This window comes from Oscillibacter sp. MSJ-31 (assembly GCF_018918025.1).
Classification (GTDB): Bacteria; Bacillota; Clostridia; order Oscillospirales; family Oscillospiraceae; genus Hominicoprocola.
On record NZ_JAHLPT010000002.1, the window covers coordinates 144562 to 160386 of the forward strand.

Here is a 15825-nt window from a genome sequence, read left to right on the forward strand (position 1 = left end):
ATGCTGCCCTGCGCCGACAGATTTGGGTATTGAACATGGCATTTTTTCATCCGGGGTCTTTATGGTTTAGACCGAATCGGCATTCTTACTCAGCGATTCTTCATTATGTCGGCAGTCTTTTGGCAGCCTGTTTATTCCGAGCTGGAGGTGAGTCATGATTACTCATGTCAATGATCGGATGCTTGAATTTCTTTGGTTTGTTGGCTATTGCGGAGAGTTTCCTTCACAATTGGCTGAGCGTATCGGAGGTGCGGTGTGGTGGAATCGTCACATCAAGTATCGTGCCATCGAACGTGGTTATGTAACGGTATGGCGAGGCGTATATCGTCAAAGAGTCATTCGCTCACTGCGCTTAACCGATTTGGGGCTCGACTACATCAGTTCCAAAGATCCGTCCGCATTAGAATACATTCTTTCACAGCCGCATGGCGGCATTGTCAATCGAATCAACATTGAAAAAACTCTGAGACTCCACGCAGTTGCAACCGGCCTTATGATGGCTTTGAATGCAGGAGCCGAGGTCCTCCCTGATCGAAAGCCATCCCTCATGCCCCCCAATCACAGAGCAATACCGATTGACCCTCAGAAAACCTATTACTACTCTGCAGGTGAGCTCCGCGATGGCATACAAGCCTTCGAAGCGGACAGCGTAGCCAAATCATCGCGGATTCTCGGTGTCATTGTCCGAGGCACTCACTGTTACTGTCTCTATCACACCGGGCATACGCGAATGTACTGGATGCAGAACAACGAGGAAAACACCGTTGCATCAATCGATACACTTTTGACTTCACGCGGTTTCGCATGCAGAAGTTTCAGCCAAGTCATTATAGCAAGCAGTCTGAACGTGGCTCCAAAGATAGCTAAATACAGTGTCAATCAGCGCAGTCGTTACTTTACGGTATCAGACGCTTATAACAACTGCTATTTTGTAGAAAACAGTTATAGAGGTGATTTTCAACTCAAGACAATTTGCGATCCTCAATGGCAGCAGGAAGTAAATCACGCAGCACTCCAAGGTTTTAAGGAACCTCCTACACCCACAAGATCTTACGATGCTGTCACACCGGACAATTCGAGAGCCGTCATTTTGGGCTATCAATTTGACCTACTCTCCCTGCTTAACATCGACGCTGCACCGTCTGGCTTCAAATACAGCCCCATTCTCTTATGTTTTGAATATCAAGTTGAAACGCTCCAACTCATATTAGGGCCCAAAATTGAAGTCCGTGCAATTCCAGAAGGAGGTCTGTATGAATGGGAAAAAGAGAATAACAAGTCTCGCTAGCCTTAGCGTGCTAATCTCTTTGCTTTTGTATGTCGCAGGTATCATTGCTCAATTCCTCATCAACATTAACAAATGGAAAGCAGCCGGAAGCGATTACCATGTTTCCCCCGGTCTTCCGTCTTTGCACATTATTGATGCATTCACAGCACTGTTTCACTTTCCTGAGGGACTGATCGCTCTTAGCATTGTCACTATCGGCATCGTTCTTCTATGTGTTTTCGGTCTTCGGCTCGGTTGGGGCTCGCGTGGTACTACCGATCGTGACCGCAACCTCACTATCTCCAGTAATGGCAGCTATGGAACGGCAGCCTTTATGACGGATAAAGAAGCTGCTGAGTGTTTCGATATCACATCCTGCTCCAAAACAAAACAAGATATTCTTGGCATGACCCAGAGTGGTCAAGTCTTCACTCTTCCGGCGAACACACGGCTCAATGCTAATATGGCAATCTGCGGTGCCTCAGGAACCGGCAAGTCCAGATCCGTATCGCGAAATCTCATTTTACAAGCTGCCAGAAGGAATGAGAGCGTCATCATCACCGACTGCAAATCTGAACTCTATGATTCGATGTCGGAGTATCTCAGAGACCAAGGTTATACAGTGAAAGTTCTCAATCTGATTGAGATGGATCATAGTGATTCCTGGAACTGTCTGGGTGAAGTCGGCTCAAGCGAGTTGATGGCTCAGACCTTCTCTGATATTGTGCTTTCCAACACCACCGGCGAAGATCATGACGCATTCTGGTACAACGCCGAGCTCAATCTATTGAAGGCACTGGTTCTCTATGTGTCTTTAGAGATGCCGCAAGAAAAACGCAATTTTGGCACCGTGTATGATATGTTGGTCAATGAGAATGAGCGCAGCCTCACCAAAAGGATGCACGCGATTCGTGGCGAACATGTCAACCCATTTACCGGCGAAGTCATGCCTCCGTCTCCAGCCTTCGCCCCCTTCTCTCTATTTATGCAATCCAGTGAGACCGTTCGTACCAGCGTGATTATTGGTCTTGGCAGTAAGTTGCAGGTAATGCAAGCGCAGCAAGTTAAGAACATCACCAGCTACAATGAGATCGATTTGGAATTGCCAGGGAAACAAAAATGCGCATACTTCTGCATTGTATCTGATCAGGACAAAACCTTTGAATTCCTATCCACTCTCTTTTTCGCCTTTCTCTTTATCCGCCTGATTCGTTACGCTGACAGCCGCTGTGAAGGCGGGTGCCTTTCCACGAAAGTAAAATTCATCTTGGACGAGTTTCCAAACTGCGCAGGTAGTATTCCTGACTTTTCGAAAAAAGCAAGCACGATCCGAAGCCGTGGCTGCTCAATTGCGTGTTTCTTCCAAAACATCGGTCAGATGAAGAACAGGTATCCAGATGACGAATGGCAGGAAATTCTCGGTGCGTGTGATACGACCATATTTCTTGGTTGCACAGACCTACTCACTGCGGAATACTTCAGCGATCGCATCGGTGTTTCCAGCGTAGAAATAGAAGGTACCATGCGAGAACTCAATACCATGCGCATCACAAACTACACACCATCCTACCGCGAAACGAATTCTCTCGACCGTCGTCAACTGATGACTCCTGACGAAATTCTCCGAATTAAGCCAGACGAAGAGCTGGTATTCATTCGAGGTCAGAAGGTTTGGAAAGCCCATCGCTTCGATTACTCAAAACACACGGAGTATAAAAAACTCCGTAGCACAAAATCCATATATCACGAGCCCGACTGGAAGAAAGAAGCTGCCAGCCGGGCTCTTTCCACATCTGAATCCAATCAAGCCATTTTACATGCGTCGAAAGCCGAAGTGCCACCGGTATCGGAATTCGTGGAAGAGAAACCACCTACTACGAATCCGGCCGCAGCAGCACTTGGCCTAAAGCGCACTGATATAAATGAGACTATTTGAAAGGAAGGTTTTAACTATGCCCAGCAAAAAAAATGATCCTGAACTTCAGGCAAAGGAGGTACAAACCGCCGAATCGCCTCCCACTACAGTCACCGCTTTGGGGCCCATCGCACCCATCCGCAGCGACAATGATCTTCTGACCATCAATGACCAAGAACGCGGCATTATGCCAGCTGACAGCGACGATGTAAAGTGGAACTACATGGCAGGTGCAGCTCGTCGTAAGCTCGTTCTGACCGGCATTGTTAGTGGCCTTGAGTCCATGGATGGCAATTCTCCTGTCTGCGTTGTTGACTACGAAGGCATCCGCGTTCTGATTCCCGGCCGGCAAATGTTTTTGGATGATTGGCCCGAGAATGAAGACATCCCTCTGGAGCATCGTATGCGACTTGGCAGGATGCTCGGAGCAACCATTGACTTTATCCTCGTCGGCGTAGATCTCAAGAACCACGCCGCAGTCGCAAGCCGAAAGGCTGCGATGCTGCAACGGCAGGCTAAATTCTATGCAACCGGTCGTGTCAAAGTCGGCATCCGCGTTGCCTGCCGAGTCATTGGTGTCGGCAATAATCGAATTACAGTTGAGGCAGTAGGGGTTGATTCCGTCATCTCCGCATCCGCGCTCTCTTGGGAGTGGTTCCCTGATGTGACTGACCTCTATTCCACCGGAGATCTTGTTGTTGCACGCGTGATGGCTATTGTACAAGATGAAGCAACCGGCCAATTCAGTGTCCGACTCTCTGTCAAAGCTGCCACCGAGAACCCCGACCTCCCGGCACTTCGTAAGCTGGTACCCGGCTCCAATTACTTTGGCGTTGTCACCGGTGTCTATGACCGACTCATCTTCGTTCGCCTTCAGGCCGGCGCAAACGCCAAAACCAAGCTCTATCACACCAAGCAGATCCCCAGCAAGCTGGATACCGTCAGTTTTCAGGTTCGTAGCGTTGATGAAGAATCCGGGGTTGCCTTTGGCCTGATCACCCGAATCATCCGGCGTCACTCCAAATTGAGGTAATTGCCATGACGAAGAATAATCAAAAACTCAACGAGAACTGCAGGTCGGTCATCCGCGCTTGTTTGAATATCGTTGAGGAAAATGGCGACACCTATGTTGCAATCCATAAGGACGACGATATTGAATGCGTCGTCCTTGTTTCAATCATCCGCACTTATCCGATCCTATCCGTTGTTGTGGCAGATAAGATCCTCTTTGCTCAGGAAAACGCCGATGCTATGTATCGAGCAGCCAACGAGCTGAACATCGAGTCCGTCGTCGGATGGCACAGCATTATGCTCTCTGACAGTAGCAGCATCTATATGTATCGTGAATGCGCTTGGATCAATGAGCAGCTCAATCGCGACTACCTTATGGAGATCTTACTCAACTGCATCTCCGAGTATAAGCTCGGCAGAGCACATCTTTCTGCAGCAATTCAAAAGGAGCAGCAGTAATATCCTCTACCAAATCAACTATGAAGGAGGTCAGCGGTGGGTCCACTCCCCCCACCGCATAAATCAATGAAAAAACGAATGATTGCTATCATGAGTCTTGTGCTCTGTATGAGTATGAGTCTCTGCGTCAGCGCCAGTGCAGCCTCATATGTGCCGGATGACATCACCTACCAGAACCTTAACGGTCAGCAGTTGGCTGTCAAAGTATTCACACTTCTGCCTGATCAGGACCCCGGCGATCTCATCGAAAAGGACTTCGAACACGATGGAATTCTGTATGTGTACAGCGACACCGTGAAGAAGGAACAGACATTCAACGAAGAGACCATGCACAAAGAGGTTGTCACGGTCACCACTGCTACGAAGAATCTGGAAGACATCTTGGCGGCGTTGGAACCCACACTTGAATATGAAGACGGCACCGCCAAAGGCACTCTCGCCTTAAATCACAGCACTCTGAAGACGGAAGCTGCAGGCTATACCAGCAGCAATTATACCGTTACAGCCACGAAGAACTACACAGGGCTCGCTCGTAACGACTCTGGGCTGATTGAGAAGACCGTCATAAAAGACGGCCGCACGCTGAGTCTTTCCAATGTAACTTGGACGGTGGAAAGCACCGCTCTTGTGGGCGACGAGTTAGTTCCCGCAACCTATTCTGCAGTCGCCACATACTCCGGAAGTGCGAAGGCAACCAAAGCAACTGGGTATATCACAACCGCCGAGTATTCTGGCAAGGTCACTTCGTCCGGCGTCTCCAGCATCCAGTACACCGTAACCTATCTCGGTACTCCCATCGCTGAGGAAGATTCCGGCTTTATCGCGCTGCTGCCTGTCATCATTGGCACTCTCGCATGTGCAGGTTTCGCTGTGTTGTTAATTGTCTACCTGCCTCGTAAGAACACTACAGTATATGCAGCGACAGGAAAAGGCAATGAATACGACAAGTGCGGCCGTCTTCTTCTGCGTGTAAAAAAGCCCGAGCTGCATATCGATCAGCTGAAGAATCCTCCTGAAGCTGTTCTCGCGATCGAAGTCGATGAAAAGGTAGCTCGTAAATTGTTCGGCAAGAGCATCGCTATCCGCTACTTCGATCGAACCACGAATCACACCGTCGGCGCTGTCAACGGTCAGTACTGGTTCAAAGTCGATGTGGGTGCAGCGCCTGCTGACACGGAAAACTATGAGGAGGACAACTAACATGAAAAAACCGTTTCTTTGCCTGTGTATGGCTTCCATCCTGCTGCTGGGTCTTGCAACGAATGCCAGCGCAGCAGATTACAATTTCTCCACCACTTCGAACCCTGATTACTATAAGAGCACGAACTATGAAGACCGCTATGACGCCGCCTATCAGTACGGAGCTCGCAATCAGATCGATTACGACATTCCCGAAATGAAATACGGCCTCTCTCAGGAGTTTCTGGAATCCTCTCTGAATAATCCGTATCTCGGCAATGGTATTCAGTACGGTCTCAGCAGCAGTGTGGGTACAGTCAAGTATCCGGAGTCCGACTTTACCAGTTCCGGTATCGTGTCCGGTGGAACAATTGAGCTCCCGTATCGTCCCGCTCTCACGGTTGCTGACCTGACGCAGAAAGATGGCAGCATCGGCACTGTATCGATCAATCGCATTGGCCTGAATGCAAAAGTGTATGAGGGAGCGAGCGATGCATCTATGTTAAAGGGTGCCGGTCATTACAGTGGCTCCGGTCTCTATGATGGGAATATCGGTCTGTTCGGTCACAATCGCGGCAAGTGTGCATACTTCGGCAAGCTGAAGAATGCGAAAGTCGGCGACACTGTAACCTACAAGACCAACCAAGGCACAAAAACCTATGAGGTTAGAATCGTCACAACCATCGCCAATGACGATTACTCCTACCTCAACGAGATGGGAGATAACCGCATCACAATGATTACCTGTATTGCAAACCAGCCCTCTCTGCGTCTGTGCGTTCAGGCTGTGGAGATCAGATAAATGGAGGACGTCAATGATGATGAACAAGAAAGCCCGTAATCGTGAGAGACGAACAAAGGCTCTGCCCGCAGATGCATTCATGTCTGTGAAGCTGCAGCTGCCAAAATACGCATATCTGCAGATGAAGGACTATGAGCTATCTGGGCGGCATACCCGTGAGGAGATCTTTCAGATTGGCCTCCAAGCGCTGAATACTCGCTGAGAATTGCGCATGCCTTGTGGAGAGTGGCTGGGTCAATTCAATTCATGAGGTGATCGTAATGAAAAAGAGACTCAATTTCCTCGTCGGCTTTGCGTTTGGCGTTGCACTGGTCATGGCAACCGGTGCCGCTGCTAGCGCAGCGATCCAAGCGACCTTGAGCAACCATCCGGTTTGCGTCAATGGTAAGTATGTGGACATTCAGGGTTACCTGATTGCCGGCCACAACTACTACCAGCTTCGCGACCTTGGCACCTTGCTCGGATTCAACGTCTACTGGGACAACGATGCGCGCTGCGTCCAGATTGAAACGGACAAGCCCTACACCGGTACCGCACCCCAAAAGATGGAATCTGACAAAACGGTATCGCAGCCAGAATCCGTAACCCCTGCCGATGTAGATGCTATGAAGCAGGATATTGTTGACCGCACCAATGCCCTACGCAAAGAAAATGGCGTTGCTGCGCTGCGTGTCAATGACAAGCTCATGCAGGCGGCGCAGATCCGCGCCGATGAGATGGCTGCCAGCAGTGTCTACTCTCATACCAGACCGGATGGACGCCGAAACATCTCTGTTACCGATTGCCCGTATGTAGGTGAGAATATTCACCGCATCGCAGATTGGGCTCTGCAAGGCAAATCGGTATCTGAAGTCGCCGTGTGGTCGTGGAACCTCTCCAGCGGGCACCGAGATAATCTCCTTGAACAGAACTACGCTGAAATTGGCGTTGGACTTGCAAGAGGAGTCAATGACAATGGCGAGGCGTGCTGGTACTGCGTCCAGCTCTTCCTGTGGAATGGCTACTCCGTAAGCTGGGTAGATGCTCCGACAGCCAAGTAAAATCAAATCACATCGACGTGAAGCAGGCCGAAAATCGGTCTGCTTCTTCATTATTTCTAAATGACAATAAGGAGGAACTAACCTTGAAAACATTGAGAACAAGGATCATGGCGGCGTTTCTTGTCATTATGACATTATTGACGCTGCTCCCGACTTCTGCACTTGCCGCTTCCAGCACCGGAACCGGCATCAAGCCTACCAGCAACACAAACTACTGGACAACGCGGCTTCTCCATGACGGTACGCCTTACAGCTATAAGCCCCCGATGGCGGCAGGCAAAATGCTCTACTGCCTGGATCGCGGCTATGGCTACCGCTGGGGTACTGCCAGTTTTCTGAACAGCTACACCTATACCTCTGCCACCGGTGCGGACGCGGACGCCGTCCTGAAAACGGCGCTGGCGCAAAGTGGCATGGGTGAACTGGATGCCCAGCAGCTTGAAAACTTCAAATGGATGATGACATTCATCGTGGACTATAAGGGTGACATCCCAGGCAGCCTTTTTATGGCCGCGCAGACGTATGTGTGGGATCACCAAACCTTCAAGGGTGAGGGCGATGGTGACATCGACGGCGGCGGCTACGCGAACGCCGATACCTATGAAACCTATCTTGGCTACATCGATTGGATGTTGAAAGAAAAGGCCAAGGAAGACGCAGAATTTCAGCGCCAAATTGAAGAATACGCAGAACAGGGCATCATCGCCACTGTGGTAGAAGATGAAGCTGCAAAATGGGCGGTCTACGCGAAATCCAGCGTTAAGGGGCGTCAGAGCTTCTTCAATTACTACGCACCTCGTAAACTGGTGGTGAATGATACTCCCACTCCGGACATGCCTACACCTCCTGCAGGTGATGCGGACATCACTTTAAAAAAGGTCGCAGCCGGCACCACTCGCGGCTTAGATGGTGCCCGCTTCCTGATCTATCGCGACGGTCAGATCGTCGGCAGTGATGTGACCAAAAACAGCGGCATCATCGAGGTAAAGGACGTCACCAAGGGCCTGTGGTCCTTCGTGGAAACCGAGGCCCCGGAGGGCTACTGCGCCGACTCCACGCCCATCAGCGTCTATGTCGATACCACCGATGGTGACAAGCAGTACACCGTGACCGCCGAAAACCACAAGCTGCCCGACATGAAGATCACCAAACGGGACGCCATGAGCGGCAAACCCATCGCCGGCACGGTGTTCTCGGTGAAGTCCGTCACCGGCAACTATTCCACCTCTGTCACAACTGGTGTGGATGGCTCCGCCACTCTCTCGGCCATTCCCGCCGATGTTTATGTGGTACGGGAAGAATCCGTACCAGAGCCGTACATCGTGAGCAATACGGAGCAGACCGTGGCGCTGCGCCCCGGCAAAACCTCCGAGGTTGCTTTCGTTGACTATGAAAAGCCAGGCCTCGAAATTTTGAAGAAAAATATTGCCAACGGAGAGCCCATCGAGGGCGTGACCTACCGCATCGAGCAGATCGACGGCAGCTTTTCTACCAGCGCCACGACCGATAACCACGGCCGCATCTTCCTTGAGAGCATCCCTGTGGGTAGCTACAAGGTCACGGAGATCAATGTTCCCAACCATGTCATTCTCTGCCCCATCCCGCAAGAAGTAGCGCTGAAACCCGGTGAGACATCTACCGTCACCTTCTTCAACGCGCTCAAGCCGACGTTGGAGATCCGTAAGGTGGATAGCGTCACCGGTGATCCCGTCAAGGGTGCCAAGTTCCAGATCTGGTATGCCAGCAACCACACCGATACCGGTGAACTGAACGACCTCGGTACCTATTTTTCTGATGAAAGCGGCAAGATCATTCTCCCCGAAGTCAAAGATGGTTGGTACAAAGTGACGGAACTGGAAGCACCGCACGGCTACTCCATCAAGGAGCCTGCCACACAGGAATGCTTCATCTCCGGTGGTGAGAGCAAAGTCCTGACCTTTGAAAACGCTCCCCTTTCCGCCATCATCATCCGCAAGGTGGACAGCGAGAGCGATCAGCCGCTGGAAGGTGCATGGTTTAGAATCCGCTACCTTGGCGGCACCTCCGGTACGGGTGGCACGGTTATCGGCGAGTACCGCACGTCGAGCAATGGCACCATCGTTGTGACCGGCCTCAAAGCAGGCACTTACGTCTGCGAGGAAATTTCTGCTCCGGACGGGTATGTGATCACCGACGCCACGGAAACGGTCTATCTCTCCGGTAAGGATCAGGACGTCATCACCGTGACCTTCGGCAATGATAAGATGGGCTCTCTGTTGATCATCAAAAAGGACGCCGTGACCGGCGCGCCCATTTCCGATGTGGAGTTCTTCATCACCGATTCGGATGGCAGCGTGATCGGCAACGCCAACGGAAAGTATGTGACCGATAGCGCAGGCACCGTCCGCATTGATGACCTGACCCCCGGCATGACAGTCATCGCAAAAGAGGTGCGGGCCAAGGAAGGGTACATCCTGGACGATACCCCACAGAGCATCAAGATCAAGCGCAATGCCGTCATGACGCTGGAGTTCCGCAACCAGCCCAAGGGCGGCGTGCTCGTGAAAAAGGTGGACGCCGTGACCGGCGCTCCCCTCTCCGATGTGGAGTTCCTTGTCACGGATTCCGACGGCAATCTCATCGGCAATGCCAACGGCAAGTTCGTGACGGATAGCGCAGGCACGTTCACGATTACCGACATCGCCCCCGGCACAACGCTCGTTGTCAAGGAAACCCGCGCGAAGGACGGCTACATTCTCGACGATACCCCGCAGACCGTCAAGGTCAAATCCAACGAAGTCACCACGCTTGAATTCAGGAATCAGCCCAAGGGTGGCGTTTTAGTGAAAAAGGTCGATGCCGCAACGAACGAACCGATCTCCGATGTCGAGTTCATTGTTACCGACTCCGATGGAAACTTCATTGGCAAAGCCAATGGCAAATATGTGACGGACAGCGCAGGTACTTTCACGATTATGGATGTTGCACCTGGTACGACGCTTATCATCAAGGAATCGCGCACAAGAGACGGCTACCTGCTGGATGACACGCCTCAGACGGTCAATGTCAAGTCTAATGAAATTGTCACCGTAGAGTTCAGAAACCAGCCGCTGGGCGGACTTCGCATCGTGAAGCTGGATAGTATCACCCATAAGCCGTTAGAGGGTGTCGAATTCAAAGTAACCTATGCTGACGGCAGCTTTGTTCCTGACAAGAACGGTCAGATCAGCTCCAACGGCATCTACAGAACCGATAAGAATGGAGAGGTATTGATCTCCGGACTGATCGGAACTTTTGTTGTTACAGAAACCAAGACGCTCCCTGGCTACACCATCGATGAGAACACTCGCAGTCAGACTGTTGTCATCAACCCCAACGACCTCCAAACCTTGACCTTCTACAATGCCCCTTCCGGTGGATTGCAAATCATCAAGTCCGACGAAGACACTGGTGAGCGAATTGGGAATGTCAAGTTTGAGATCCGCAAGATGAATGGTGAGATTATCGGCACCTACACCACCGACCGAGATGGCGTCATCAGTATTCCGAACGCGGAAAGTGGATGGTACACCATTGTTGAACGCAAAGCGGCAAACGGTTATGCGCTCGACACCACCCCCGTCAATGCCTGCGTTAAGGATGGCGAGACCACAACGGTAGAGATCACCAATCAGCGCATGTGTTCTATCATGATCCATAAGGTTGATGCAAACACTGGAAATGGCATCTATGGCGTTAAGTTCGTCATTTACGATTCTGGTAAGAACCCAATCATGGAAGTAGAAACGGGCCAAGACGGCTACGCCTATGTCCGCGATGAACTCACTCCCGGCAAATACTATATCCGTGAGTTGGAAGCTGCCGATGGCTATATTCGCGATGAGCAGTATAAAACTGTTTATGTGGAAGCTGGCAAGTGCACGCAGATCGAATGGGAGAATAGCGCTGTAACCGGCCAGATTCAGGTACGCAAGTATGCTTCTGAAGATAATCCTGTCACCGGTGATATTGCCGGCGCAGCACTGAAGGGTGCCGTCTATGAGATTACGAAGGCGCGTTCCGGATCTGTTGTCGGATACGTCGTTACTGATGCACGCGGCGTCGCTGCGTCGGATCCTCTGCCTCTCGGCCGCTACTATGTTTCGGAGGTAAAAGCTCCCGCATACTATCAGCTCAGTGGTGAGAAAATGGAGGCCGAGATCGAGTATCCTAACCAGATTATCAAGCTCTCCTCCTACAATAAGCCCGCAAAGCTGGGTGTGACCATTAAGAAGACCGGCAACTACGAAGTGCAGCCCGGGCAGATCATGACTTATGATTTCTCCGGAATTGCCAACACTTCCAATGTTGCCCTCAACAACTTCTTCTGGCACGATCGGCTCCCGACTGACGCAGTGCGCGGCATGAGCATTTCCACCGGCACTTATAATCAGCGACTATACTACAAGGTCACATTCAAGACCAACTTGAATGACTACCGAACGCTCGCCAGCAACCTTCTGACTTCCAACAACTATTCGCTCACGCTGAATGCTGCTACTCTGGGTTTGGTGCAGGGCGAATATGTCACGGACGTCCGCTTCGAGTTTGGCACCGTTGCAAGTGGCTTTGCATCTGTCACAAAACCCACCATGCGTGTGCAGGTTCTGGGTACTGTGAGCAATGGTTACCAGATCATCAACCGCGCGGATGCCGGCGGCAAGTACCTCAACGAATGGCAGACGGCCAAGGTGACTTGGATCACAACCGTTCGCCGTTTCCAGAGTGCTAAGCTGCCTAAGACCGGCTATTAAGCCGACTCGGGCGGTCTATTCTTGCTACTCTCCCACTCAAGGGAGCAACCCCAGAATCACCCAAACGGCTTCCGGAACGAAACAACTTAAACCCAATAAGAGGGACTCCGACAGGGAGTCCCTCTTTCGTTATTACCACGGGGTATCTTCATACGGTGTATCCTGATATCCCTGCCGCTGAAGATCCGATACCATGCGGTCGAGCTTTCCCTTCCAGAGATGCTTGAACCAACTCGTATCACCAAACCAGCGAACCAGTGTCGGACTCACCGCATAATAGGCGCGGATAAAGCAACGACCCCAGAATCGCCGTGCAAGATAGTAGTCTCGGAATCTGCGAAGTGTCCAGACCTCCGGGCAATCATACGAGCCATACACAGCCGTTGCAACGTAGCAGCCGCCGGAGCCAGAACCGCTCGGTGTTCGGGAACTGCTGTGTCTTGTGTTGCGGCCGTCACGATATCCTTCCTCATATCCTTCTTCATAGAAGTCTTCGCAAAAATCCTCATACTCGAACTCTTCATCATCCCACATAGATGCAGCCTCCCTTTTCGTATTAGTCCGCGTATGACAAAGGCAGAAACTGCCTTCGCCATGCATTCGGTTGCGGTCTATGCTCGAAGTTTACAACAGATGCTGTACGATAAACAGGACAACTTGTCGTCCTGCTTTGTGCTGTTGTCCTTTTTATAGGACACCTCATGGTTTAAGCTGAATGTAGAATCCAGATAGAAAGGAGCTTCCTCATGTTCGTATTGATGGATATTGAGTGGATTGAAAACCGAATCCATCACATCTGCCCAACACAAATTGCTGCCATGAGAGTGGATGAGCAATGGCATTGTCTTGACCTATTTTATTCCCGCATCCGCCCCAGAGACAACTCGTTCCACAAGTGGAAACACATGGCGTATACCGGTGCCACAGCCACAGATTTTCTCTACGCAAACAGCCTCTACCGCGTACTGACTGAGCTCCAAGACTGGCTCCGTGATGATGATATCATCTGCTTCTGGTTCGAGGACTCCAAGAACATTCTCAAATCCGTTTACAATCTCGTGCTGAAACGCAAGGTGCCCCAGCGCATCGTCATCTTAGACGACTATGTTGATTCGTTTCTAAGCGCACGGGAAATGAAATCCGGCAACCCATATAAGATCTGTGCAAATTACGGTCTAACCGCAGAAGGCCCTAAGCATCAGTCTGAAAATGACGTTCGCGCCATGCAGCAGGCGCTAAGCTGCATCAACTATCCTGCTGCGTCCCTATATGCTTCTCCGCCCAAAGCCGAGGCAGCAAAAAAGCCAGAAGTTACTCCACCTCCCGCCGCCCCTTGCACACCGGATGCGCTGCGCCCGTATCAGTTTGATTTGAATACCGGCCTCTACCACAAGGCAGGCTGCAGCGAAATCCCTGCCGACGCCGTTTTGACTGGACATCCGGACCTGAAGTATTTCTTCCGAAAAAAGCTGACCGCCTGTCCACACTGTTTGAAAGCGGACATTCGCAAGGCGATTCGTGATCACAACATCGACCAGATCAATCGCACACAGTATCAATACCTCTATATCGACTCCTCCCGCGTATTCCACCGGCGCGGCTGCTCCGCCATTCTCAGCACTTCTGAGGCGATCAAAGGCTCGGTTTATTATGACGGCTGTGCCTCCACCGGCCGCCGACCCTGTAAGCTCTGCTGTCCCACGCCCGGCACCTGGCTCAGCGCGACACAGAAGCACACTGCGAAGCGAAAGGCCACGGAATTAAAGGTAAGCATCCCTGACAGAACCATGAATGCCAAAGAGCAACACGCCTATGACCGCTATGTGCAGGCGCGAACCGAGCGATTTGCGGCCGAAACTGAGGAATTCACGTCCAATACCGAAAAGGATGATTTCTACACGCTGACACAGCCGCGTTTTGCATTCTTCAGCGCGTCCGGGTATCAGACCTTCCACAAGCGTAGCTGCCAGAAGCTCCGTGGCCTCAGCCATATCACGGGCTTTTCCCGATATAAGGATGCGATCCGCAGCGGCCATACGCCCTGCAAATTCTGCAAACCGACAGCCAAGTTTGATATCGATTGCGCCATCCCCATCACCAACAAAAAGCGAACCGGCGAGTCGATCCACGATCTTGAAGTTCTGTGTCACGACCAGGGTTACCCATATGAGCAGGACGGTCAGTTCTTCTGTTTCTCCACCCCTGCTGGAAAGTGGAAGATAGATTTAAGTTCTACGCCGTACATCGTCTACCACATCAACCTGCTCCACACGCCCCACAACGACTGGAATTACCATCGTCAGCCTCGGCTGTTTCTCTCCTTGCTGGACACTTTCGACTACATCCTGCGCCATGACAGGAAGCTGTATGATTCCCAGGGCGTAAAGTATTCAGAACCCAACGAGGCAACCGGCTGAAGGAACGAATAAAGGCACCCGCTCACACAATGAGCGAGTGCCTTTTTGTATTCTATCGTCGGCAACTTGATATCACTTGCAAAGGCCGTAACTTCTGTGCCTCAGAACACAATGCTCCCCGTTTCCTTGCCTTCCATCGCAAAGTCCAGCAGCGTTCCCTTGCAGACGGATGCGAAGTACCGCATTTCTTCAAAGCGTTCCGGATAGTGCTTTTCGATGAGCTCCAGCGTTTCCTTCAATTGCAGCATGACCGCGAACCCATGCTTGCACGGCTCACTGCAGAAGCAGTCGCAAACCAGATTTCTGATCTCGCCGTCGATGTAATCGCACTCTACCTCATAAGGCCGTGACCCTTCAACAATACCACGCACATGAGTTCCGTCCAAGGAGAGGTATCGCACCCGATTTTCCCTGTAATAATCGTGGCCGCGATCCGCAGCATTCCTGCTGATCTTCATGGCACCGAGATTGCTCAGCGGAAAGCCGCTGTCGTCGTTGCCGGAAACGAACACTTCATCCTCCTTCTCAGGTGCCTTGAACCAAGTAACGACCTTATCATACGGAAGGGTGCTGCGGTCGAATGTGACGAAATGCGAACCAGCAAAGAAGAACTCACCCCTCACATTCGTGTCGGCGACACTGATGACGCGCTTATAATCAGAGAGTTTGATCTTGAAGTTATAGGTGACATCCACCACGCGGCCGCGCAGACCTTCCAGCTTACCTTCGACAAAAACGAGATCTCCGCGCTTGAGGTCAAAAGAGTCGTTGTAGTAAGACAACTTCATGTTCCGACTCGGGAAATAGACGCAAACGACAGACTTTCTCGGCGCGATCTCATGGCAGCCGAAGTGCTCCTCCTCTGTGGCCTTTCGATACTCTTCCGAGAAGTCTGTAAATCCGATCTTATACATAGTTAGAAGCCTCCCTTGCCAATGTGTATTGTTCCTTACATTACACATT

General features: G+C 51.2%; 13 protein-coding genes. 10 read left to right on the forward strand and 3 right to left on the reverse strand.

Annotation, left to right across the window (positions count from 1 at the left end):
• Positions 1-154 precede the first annotated feature (154 nt).
• From KQI17_RS02565 to KQI17_RS02600, 8 genes are all read left to right on the forward strand, one after another.
• Positions 155-1288, forward strand: coding sequence for a hypothetical protein (locus tag KQI17_RS02565; protein ID WP_216494666.1), 1134 nt, complete (start codon positions 155-157; stop codon positions 1286-1288).
• Complete coding sequence (locus KQI17_RS02570; protein ID WP_216494667.1) at positions 1254-3203, forward strand: VirD4-like conjugal transfer protein, CD1115 family; 1950 nt, start codon at positions 1254-1256, stop codon at positions 3201-3203. The genes KQI17_RS02565 and KQI17_RS02570 overlap by 35 nt, the downstream gene beginning before the upstream one ends.
• On the forward strand, positions 3190-4215 hold the full coding sequence (locus tag KQI17_RS02575) for a hypothetical protein (protein WP_216494668.1): 1026 nt from the start codon (positions 3190-3192) through the stop codon (positions 4213-4215). The genes KQI17_RS02570 and KQI17_RS02575 overlap by 14 nt, the downstream gene beginning before the upstream one ends.
• A gap of 5 nt (positions 4216-4220) precedes the next feature.
• Complete coding sequence (locus KQI17_RS02580) at positions 4221-4652, forward strand: hypothetical protein (protein WP_216494669.1); 432 nt, start codon at positions 4221-4223, stop codon at positions 4650-4652.
• A 66-nt stretch (positions 4653-4718) separates the two neighbouring features.
• Positions 4719-5852, forward strand: coding sequence for a hypothetical protein (locus KQI17_RS02585; RefSeq protein WP_216494670.1), 1134 nt, complete (start codon positions 4719-4721; stop codon positions 5850-5852).
• 1 nt (position 5853) lies between these two features.
• On the forward strand, positions 5854-6633 hold the full coding sequence (locus KQI17_RS02590; protein ID WP_216494671.1) for a class D sortase: 780 nt from the start codon (positions 5854-5856) through the stop codon (positions 6631-6633).
• A gap of 13 nt (positions 6634-6646) precedes the next feature.
• Entirely contained in the window at positions 6647-6835 is a 189-nt protein-coding gene (locus KQI17_RS02595) for a hypothetical protein (RefSeq protein WP_216494672.1), read from the forward strand.
• 58 nt (positions 6836-6893) lie between these two features.
• The gene (locus KQI17_RS02600; RefSeq protein ID WP_216494673.1) at positions 6894-7673 is read left to right on the forward strand and encodes a CAP domain-containing protein; all 780 of its coding nucleotides are present in this window, start codon (positions 6894-6896) and stop codon (positions 7671-7673) included.
• Positions 7674-7807: 134 nt separating this feature from the next.
• Here the strand turns inward: KQI17_RS02600 and KQI17_RS02605 are convergent, their stop codons facing one another.
• Positions 7808-8347: a hypothetical protein gene (locus tag KQI17_RS02605; protein WP_216494674.1), complete on the reverse strand. Its 540-nt coding sequence runs from the start codon at positions 8345-8347 to the stop codon at positions 7808-7810.
• A 159-nt stretch (positions 8348-8506) separates the two neighbouring features.
• On the opposite strand from KQI17_RS02605, the gene KQI17_RS02610 reads away from it, so the two are divergent.
• A complete protein-coding gene (locus KQI17_RS02610; protein WP_216494675.1) occupies positions 8507-12445 on the forward strand; it encodes a SpaA isopeptide-forming pilin-related protein in 3939 nt (1312 codons plus the stop codon).
• Positions 12446-12577: 132 nt separating this feature from the next.
• On the opposite strand, the gene KQI17_RS02615 is transcribed toward KQI17_RS02610, so the two are convergent.
• Positions 12578-12979: a CFI-box-CTERM domain-containing protein gene (locus KQI17_RS02615; RefSeq protein ID WP_216494676.1), complete on the reverse strand. Its 402-nt coding sequence runs from the start codon at positions 12977-12979 to the stop codon at positions 12578-12580.
• Positions 12980-13191: 212 nt separating this feature from the next.
• On the opposite strand from KQI17_RS02615, the gene KQI17_RS02620 reads away from it, so the two are divergent.
• Entirely contained in the window at positions 13192-14862 is a 1671-nt protein-coding gene (locus tag KQI17_RS02620) for an exonuclease domain-containing protein (protein WP_216494677.1), read from the forward strand.
• 101 nt (positions 14863-14963) lie between these two features.
• Here KQI17_RS02620 and KQI17_RS02625 read toward each other — a convergent pair whose 3' ends face one another.
• Entirely contained in the window at positions 14964-15776 is an 813-nt protein-coding gene (locus tag KQI17_RS02625) for an SWIM zinc finger domain-containing protein (protein WP_216494678.1), read from the reverse strand.
• Positions 15777-15825 lie beyond the last annotated feature (49 nt).

Excerpts from the sequence above, each read along its gene's own strand:
- KQI17_RS02565 (WP_216494666.1), top strand. The coding sequence starts at position 155 with ATGATTACTCATGTCAATGATCGGATGCTTGAATTTCTTTGGTTTGTT.
- KQI17_RS02570 (WP_216494667.1), top strand. The coding sequence starts at position 1,254 with ATGAATGGGAAAAAGAGAATAACAAGTCTCGCTAGCCTTAGCGTGCTA.
- KQI17_RS02575 (WP_216494668.1), top strand. The coding sequence starts at position 3,190 with ATGAGACTATTTGAAAGGAAGGTTTTAACTATGCCCAGCAAAAAAAAT.
- KQI17_RS02580 (WP_216494669.1), top strand. The coding sequence starts at position 4,221 with ATGACGAAGAATAATCAAAAACTCAACGAGAACTGCAGGTCGGTCATC.
- KQI17_RS02585 (WP_216494670.1), top strand. The coding sequence starts at position 4,719 with ATGAAAAAACGAATGATTGCTATCATGAGTCTTGTGCTCTGTATGAGT.
- KQI17_RS02590 (WP_216494671.1), top strand. The coding sequence starts at position 5,854 with ATGAAAAAACCGTTTCTTTGCCTGTGTATGGCTTCCATCCTGCTGCTG.
- KQI17_RS02595 (WP_216494672.1), top strand. The coding sequence starts at position 6,647 with ATGATGATGAACAAGAAAGCCCGTAATCGTGAGAGACGAACAAAGGCT.
- KQI17_RS02600 (WP_216494673.1), top strand. The coding sequence starts at position 6,894 with ATGAAAAAGAGACTCAATTTCCTCGTCGGCTTTGCGTTTGGCGTTGCA.
- KQI17_RS02610 (WP_216494675.1), top strand. The coding sequence starts at position 8,507 with ATGCCTACACCTCCTGCAGGTGATGCGGACATCACTTTAAAAAAGGTC.
- KQI17_RS02615 (WP_216494676.1), bottom strand. The coding sequence starts at position 12,979 with ATGTGGGATGATGAAGAGTTCGAGTATGAGGATTTTTGCGAAGACTTC.
- KQI17_RS02620 (WP_216494677.1), top strand. The coding sequence starts at position 13,192 with ATGTTCGTATTGATGGATATTGAGTGGATTGAAAACCGAATCCATCAC.
- KQI17_RS02625 (WP_216494678.1), bottom strand. The coding sequence starts at position 15,776 with ATGTATAAGATCGGATTTACAGACTTCTCGGAAGAGTATCGAAAGGCC.